Origin of the sequence: Kitasatospora sp. NPDC091257, assembly GCF_044757675.1 — a bacterium.
Lineage (GTDB): Bacteria > Actinomycetota > Actinomycetes > Streptomycetales > Streptomycetaceae > Kitasatospora > Kitasatospora lactacystinica.
Genome location: NZ_JBIVVI010000449.1, coordinates 1 through 6,540, shown reverse-complemented (window position 1 = coordinate 6,540; position 6,540 = coordinate 1). Strand labels below are relative to the sequence as shown.

At 72.2% G+C, this 6,540-nt stretch carries 5 protein-coding genes and 1 pseudogene; all 6 read left to right on the top strand.

What is annotated here, in order from left to right; translation table 11 throughout:
• Nucleotides 1-255 (top strand): annotated as a pseudogene (locus ACIQOV_RS21180) (hypothetical protein); the annotation flags it as partial.
• An 11-nt stretch (nt 256-266) separates the two neighbouring features.
• Entirely contained in the window at nt 267-1,529 is a 1,263-nt protein-coding gene (gene hisS, locus ACIQOV_RS21175; protein WP_359897464.1) for a histidine--tRNA ligase, read from the top strand.
• Nucleotides 1,526-3,316, top strand: coding sequence for an aspartate--tRNA ligase (gene aspS / locus ACIQOV_RS21170; protein ID WP_380546471.1), 1,791 nt, complete (start codon nt 1,526-1,528; stop codon nt 3,314-3,316). Before hisS ends, aspS begins: the two co-directional genes overlap by 4 nt.
• 96 nt (nt 3,317-3,412) lie before the next feature.
• Nucleotides 3,413-3,919, top strand: coding sequence for a GNAT family N-acetyltransferase (locus ACIQOV_RS21165; protein WP_380546469.1), 507 nt, complete (start codon nt 3,413-3,415; stop codon nt 3,917-3,919).
• 170 nt (nt 3,920-4,089) lie between these two features.
• Nucleotides 4,090-4,908, top strand: a complete 819-nt coding sequence (ppk2, locus tag ACIQOV_RS21160) for a polyphosphate kinase 2 (protein ID WP_401050591.1) — start codon at nt 4,090-4,092, stop codon at nt 4,906-4,908.
• 57 nt (nt 4,909-4,965) lie between these two features.
• Nucleotides 4,966-6,408, top strand: coding sequence for a replication-associated recombination protein A (locus ACIQOV_RS21155; RefSeq protein WP_401050590.1), 1,443 nt, complete (start codon nt 4,966-4,968; stop codon nt 6,406-6,408).
• The last annotated feature ends 132 nt before the right edge of the window (nt 6,409-6,540 follow it).

Below are 6,540 nucleotides of genomic sequence, written 5' to 3'. Positions count from 1 at the left end.
GCTCAAGGCGGCGGGCGCCGACGCCTACAACCACAACCTCAACACCTCCGAGGGCGTACCGACCTCCCGGGCGGGGACAGCGCGGCGATCATGAACTCGCTGGCCCGGGTGTGCCTGCCCCTCGACGATTCCACCGTGGTCCTCTCCGGCCACGGCGGTCAGACCACCATCGGCCGCGAGCGCGCCACCAACCCCTACCTCCGACAGGCAGCGGGGGCGGCCGGCGCCCCGGCTTTCCCGCGACGAGGAATGTGACGGAAGAGAAGTTGAGCACCTTCACCGCCCCCAAGGGCACCTACGACCTGCTGCCCCCCAGCTCCGCGACGTTCCTGGCGATCCGCGAGCGCATCGCCGCGCCCGCCCGCCGGGCCGGCTACGGCTACGTCGAGACCCCGGTCTTCGAGGACGTGAAGCTGTTCTCCCGCGGTGTCGGCGAGTCCACCGACATCGTCTCCAAGGAGATGTACACCCTCACCACCAAGGGCGGCGACGAGCTGGCGCTGCGCCCGGAGGGCACCGCCTCGGTGCTGCGCGCCGCCCTCCAGGCCAACCTGCACAAGCAGGGCAACCTGCCGGTCAAGCTCTGGTACTCCGGCTCGTACTACCGCTACGAGCGGGCCCAGAAGGGCCGCTACCGCCAGTTCTCCCAGGTCGGTGCCGAGGCGATCGGCGCCGAGGACCCGGCGCTGGACGCCGAGCTGATCATCCTGGCCGACGACGCCTTCCGCTCGCTGGGCCTGGGCAACTACTCGCTGCTGCTCAACAGCCTCGGCGACAAGCAGTGCCGCCCGGTCTACCGCGCCGCCCTGATCGAGTTCCTCTCGGGCCTGGACCTGGACGAGGAGACCCGCCGCCGCGCCGAGATCAACCCGCTGCGCGTCCTCGACGACAAGCGCGAGTCGGTGCAGGCCCAGCTCACCGACGCCCCGATGCTCCGCGACTACCTGTGCGAGGAGTGCAAGGCGTACGACGAGAAGGTCCGCGAGCTGCTCACCGCCAACGGCGTCGCCTTCGTCGACGACCCGAAGCTGGTCCGCGGCCTGGACTACTACACCCGCACCACCTTCGAGTTCGTGCACAACGGCCTCGGCGCCCAGTCCGCGATCGGCGGCGGCGGCCGCTACGACGGCCTGTCCGAGATGATCGGCGGCCCCGCGCTGCCGTCCGTCGGCTGGGCCCTCGGCGTGGACCGCACCTTCCTGGCCCTGGAGGCCGAGGGCGTGGACCTCGACCTGCCGGCCGCCACCTCCGTCTACGCCGTCGCGCTCGGCGAGGAGGCCAAGAACATCCTGTTCGCCAAGGTGGTCGAGCTGCGCCGGGCCGGCGTCGCCACCGACCTCGCCTTCGGCGTCAAGAGCATCAAGAACGCCATGAAGTCCGCCGACCGGTCCGGCGCCCGCTTCGCCCTGATCGCCGGGGACCGGGACCTCGCCGAGGGCGTCGTCCAGCTCAAGGACCTGAGCACCGGCGAACAGGCCCCCGTCGCCCTCGACGCACTCGTCACCACCCTGAAGGAGAAGCAGCTGTGATCCGCACGCACGACGCGGGCACGCTCCGCCCGGAGCACGCAGGCACCACCGTCACCCTGGCCGGCTGGGTCGCCCGCCGCCGCGACCACGGCGGCGTCGCCTTCATCGATCTGCGCGACGCCTCCGGCACCGTGCAGATCGTGGTCCGCGACCTCGACTCGGTGCACGGCCTGCGCGCCGAGTACTGCGTCAAGGTCGTCGGCGACGTCCGGGTCCGCCCCGAGGGCAATGAGAACCCGGACATCCCGACCGGCGCGGTCGAGGTCGTCGTCAGCGCGATCGAGGTGCTCTCCGAGGCCGCCCCGCTGCCCTTCCCGGTCGCCGAGTACGAGCCGGGCACGGTCAACGAGGAGGTCCGGCTGCGCTACCGCTACCTGGACCTGCGCCGCGAGGGCCCGGCCAAGGGCCTGCGCCTGCGCTCCAAGGTCAACAACATCATCCGCCGGGTGATGGAGGAGAACGACTACCTCGACATCGAGACGCCGTACCTCACCCGTTCCACCCCCGAGGGCGCCCGCGACTTCCTGGTCCCGGTCCGCCTCCAGCCCGGCCACTGGTACGCCCTGCCGCAGTCGCCCCAGCTGTTCAAGCAGCTGCTGATGGTGGCCGGCATGGAGCGCTACTACCAGATCGCCCGCTGCTTCCGCGACGAGGACTTCCGCGCCGACCGGCAGCCGGAGTTCACCCAGCTGGACATCGAGGCCTCGTTCGTCGACCAGGAGGACATCCTGGCCCTCGGCGAGAAGATCATCGGCTCCGTCTGGCGCGAGGTCCACGGCTACGAGATCCCCAACCCGCTGCCGCGGATGACCTACGCGGACGCCATGGGCCGCTACGGCTCGGACAAGCCGGACGTCCGCTTCGGCCAGGAGCTCACCGACCTGACCGCGTACTTCAAGGGCACCGACTTCCGCGTCTTCCAGGCCCCGTACGTCGGCGCCGTGGTCATGCCCGGCGGTGCCTCGCAGCCGCGCAAGCAGCTGGACGCCTGGCAGGACTGGGCCAAGGCGCGCGGCGCCAGGGGCCTGGCCTACGTCCTCATCGACGCCGAGACCGGCGAGCTGCGCGGCCCGGTCGCCAAGAACCTCTCCGAGGAGCACCTGGCCGGCCTCGCCGCCGCCGCGGGCGCCAAGAACGGCGACGCGATCTTCTTCGCGGCCGGCAAGGAGCGCGCCTCGCAGGAGCTGCTCGGCGCCGCCCGTCTGGAGATCGGCCGCCGCTGCGAGCTGATCGACGAGTCCCAGTGGGCCTTCCTCTGGGTCGTCGACTTCCCGATGTTCGAGCCGATCGAGGACGACAAGGGACAGTTCCAGGGCTGGCACGCGGTGCACCACCCGTTCACCGCCCCGACCGCGGAGTCGCTGGCCACCTTCGACACCGACCCGGGCTCGGCGCTCTCCAACGCCTACGACCTGGTCCTCAACGGCTCGGAGCTGGGCGGCGGTTCGATCCGTATCCACCAGCGCGACGTGCAGAAGCGGGCGTTCGACGCGATCGGCCTCTCCGAGGAGGAGGCGGCCTCGCAGTTCGGCTTCCTGCTGGACGCCTTCAACTACGGCCCGCCGCCGCACGGTGGCGTCGCCTTCGGCCTGGACCGCATCGTCACGCTGCTGGGCGGGTACGACACCATCCGGGACGTCATCGCCTTCCCGAAGACGTCCACCGGCGGCGACCCGCTGACCGGCGCCCCGACCCCGATCACCCCGGCGCAGCGTCGCGAGGCCGGTGTGGACGCCCAGCCGAAGGTCCGCGAGGACGCCAAGGGCGAGGCTCAGCCCAAGTCCTGACGTCGCGTCATCCGCTAACCTGCAACGGCCCCGGACGGCTCGCCCGTCGTCCGGGGCCGGTCCACAACGGTGTGTGACACAGGGAGGGTTGACTCAATGCAGGTCACGACGAGAGTCGAATGTCCGGACGACGTCCCGGCGACCAGACGCGTCCACATGGCCGCGTTCCCGGGGCCGGACGAGGCGGATCTGGTGGACGCGCTGCGCCGCGATCCCGCCTGGCTGCCCGGGCTGTCCGTGGTGGCGGTCGACGGTGCCGGGCTGGTGATCGGACACGCGCTGCTGACCCGGTTGCGGGTCGGCGACGGCAAGGCGCTGGCGCTCGCGCCGGTCGCGGTGGCGCCCGAGTGGCAGCGCCGGGGCGTCGGCGAGCTGGTCGTCCGGGCCGTGCTGGCGGCGGCCGAGGAGGCGGGCGAGAAGCTCGTGGTCGTCCTCGGCGATCCGGAGTACTACGGGCGGTTCGGCTTCGCGCCGGCCGGGCGACACGAGGTCACCGGCCCGTTCGAGGTGCCGGAGGCGTACTTCCAGGCGCTGCCGCTGGCGGCGTACGACGGTGCCCCGCGCGGGCTCTGCCGCTACCCCGAGCCCTTCGTCGCCGTATAGAGCCTGCCTCCAGGCTCTTGCCCCACCCCGAGCGCCGCTCCCTCGGGCGCCTCTCCCGGGGCCGGTCCACGAGACCGGCCCGGTCGCCACGGCCTCGCCGACCTGCGGATCCGGCCGTCGGCGCCTACGGTGAATGCTCATCAGCATTCGACCGAACGGAGGACCCGAGGGTGGCCGAGCAGCGGCGGACCGGGAAGCCGGAGAAACTGGCCAGGAAGCCGTACGAGCGGGAGCTGCTGCGGCTCCAGGAGGAGCTGGTGAAGCTCCAGGAGTGGGTGCGGGCCGAGGGCGCCCGGCTGGTGGTGGTCTTCGAGGGACGCGACGCCGCCGGAAAGGGCGGAGCGATCAAGCGGGTGACGGAGTACCTGAACCCGCGCATCGCCCGGGTCGCGGCGCTGCCCACGCCGACCGAACGGCAGAAGACCCAGTGGTACTTCCAGCGGTACGTCGAGCACCTGCCGGCCGCCGGGGAGATCGTGCTGTTCGACCGCAGCTGGTACAACCGCGCGGGCGTCGAGCGCGTGATGGGCTTCTGCAACGACGAGGAGTACTGGCAGTTCCTGCACCAGTGCCCGACCTTCGAGCGGATGCTGACCGAGTCGGGCATCCTGCTGCGCAAGTACTGGTTCTCGGTGAGCGACACCGAGCAGGAGCGGCGCTTCCGGGACCGCCTGGGCGACCCGATGAAGGGCTGGAAGCTCTCCCCGATGGACGTCGAGTCGATCACCCGCTGGGAGGACTACTCGCGGGCCAAGGACGAGATGTTCATCCACACCGACACCCCGGACTCGCCCTGGCACGTGGTGGAGAGCGACGACAAGCGCCGGGCCCGGATCAACATGATCGCCCACCTGCTGTCCACCGTGCCGTACCGCGAGATCAAGGCCCGGCAGGTCGAACTGCCGCCCCGCCCCGCGTCGCGCGGCTACCAGCGGCCCCCGCGCGACCTGCAGAAGTACGTCCCGGACCACGCCGCCGGGCTGGAGTAGGGCGGGGCCCGTCGCGTGCCTTGCCGGGCTGTCCGGGGCCTCGCATAGGCTTCCGGTGTGGACGAACCGGACCTCTTCACCGCCGCAGCCGAGGAACGCCAGACCAGGGAGCCCGGCCGGGCGCCGCTGGCCGTACGGATGCGTCCGCGCACCCTGGACGAGGTGGCGGGGCAGCGGCAACTGCTGAAGCCCGGCTCGCCGCTGCGCCGGCTGGTCGCGGGCTCGCGGGGCCCGGCGGCGACCAGTTCGGTGATCCTCTGGGGGCCGCCCGGCACCGGCAAGACCACCCTGGCGCACGTGATCAGCCAGGCGGTCGAGGGCCGCTTCGTGGAGCTGTCCGCGATCACCGCCGGGGTCAAGGAGGTCCGGGCGGTGATCGACGGCGCCCGGCGGGCGGTCGGGATGTCCGGCCGGGAGACGGTGCTCTTCCTGGACGAGATCCACCGCTTCTCCAAGGCCCAGCAGGACTCGCTGCTGCCGGCCGTGGAGAACCGCTGGGTGACCCTGATCGCGGCGACGACCGAGAACCCGTACTTCTCGGTGATCTCCCCGCTGCTGTCTCGCTCGCTGCTGCTCACCCTGGAGTCGCTGACCGACGAGGACATCCGGGCGCTGCTGCGCCGCGCGGTGGCCGACGAGCGCGGCCTGGAGGGCGCGCTGGAGCTGTCCGCGGAGGCCGAGGACCACCTGGTGCGGCTGGCCGGCGGGGACGCCCGGCGGGCGCTCACCACCCTGGAGGCGGCGGCCGGTGCGGCGCTGGAGAAGGGCGAGTCGAGCATCACGCTGGCCACCACCGAGACGGCGGTCAACCAGGCGGCGGTGCGCTACGACAAGGACGGCGACCAGCACTACGACGTGGCGAGCGCGCTGATCAAGTCGATCCGCGGCAGCGACGTGGACGCCACCCTGCACTACCTGGCCCGGATGATCGAGGCGGGGGAGGACCCGCGGTTCATCGCCCGCCGGCTGATGATCTCGGCCAGCGAGGACGTCGGCCTGGCCGACCCGACGGCCCTGCAGACGGCGGTGGCGGCGGCCCAGGCGGTGGCCCTGATCGGCTTCCCGGAGGCCCGGATCATCCTCTCCCAGGCGGCCATCGCGCTGGCCCTGGCGCCCAAGTCCAACGCCGCCTACCTGGCGATCGACGCGGCGCTGGCGGACGTCCGGCAGGGCCTGGCGGGCGCCGTCCCGCCCCACCTGCGCGACGCGCACTACGGCGGCGCGGGCAAGCTCGGCCACGGCCAGGGCTACCGGTACCCGCACGACCTGCCGGAGGGCATCGCCGCCCAGCAGTACGCGCCGGACGCGGTGCACGGCAAGGAGTACTACCGCCCGACCAGGCGCGGCGGCGAGGCCCGGTACGCGGACGTGGTGGAGTGGACGCGCGGGCGGCTGCGGGGGGAGCGCAGGGTGGAGGGCAAGGCCGGGAAGAAGGACGGGAAGGCGCCCGCGAAGCCGGAGCAGAAGGCCGAGGAGCGGCCCGGGGAAAAGGGCGAGTGATCCACCGGTATACTCGGTCGGAGTGCCATGTCCCGGGACGGGCTGGAACACCGAGCGGTGGTGCTCGGCGCCGACCGGGACGCCCCGCTGGCGGCCCTGGCCGCGGGCCGACCGTCCGGCACTCTGGTGTCG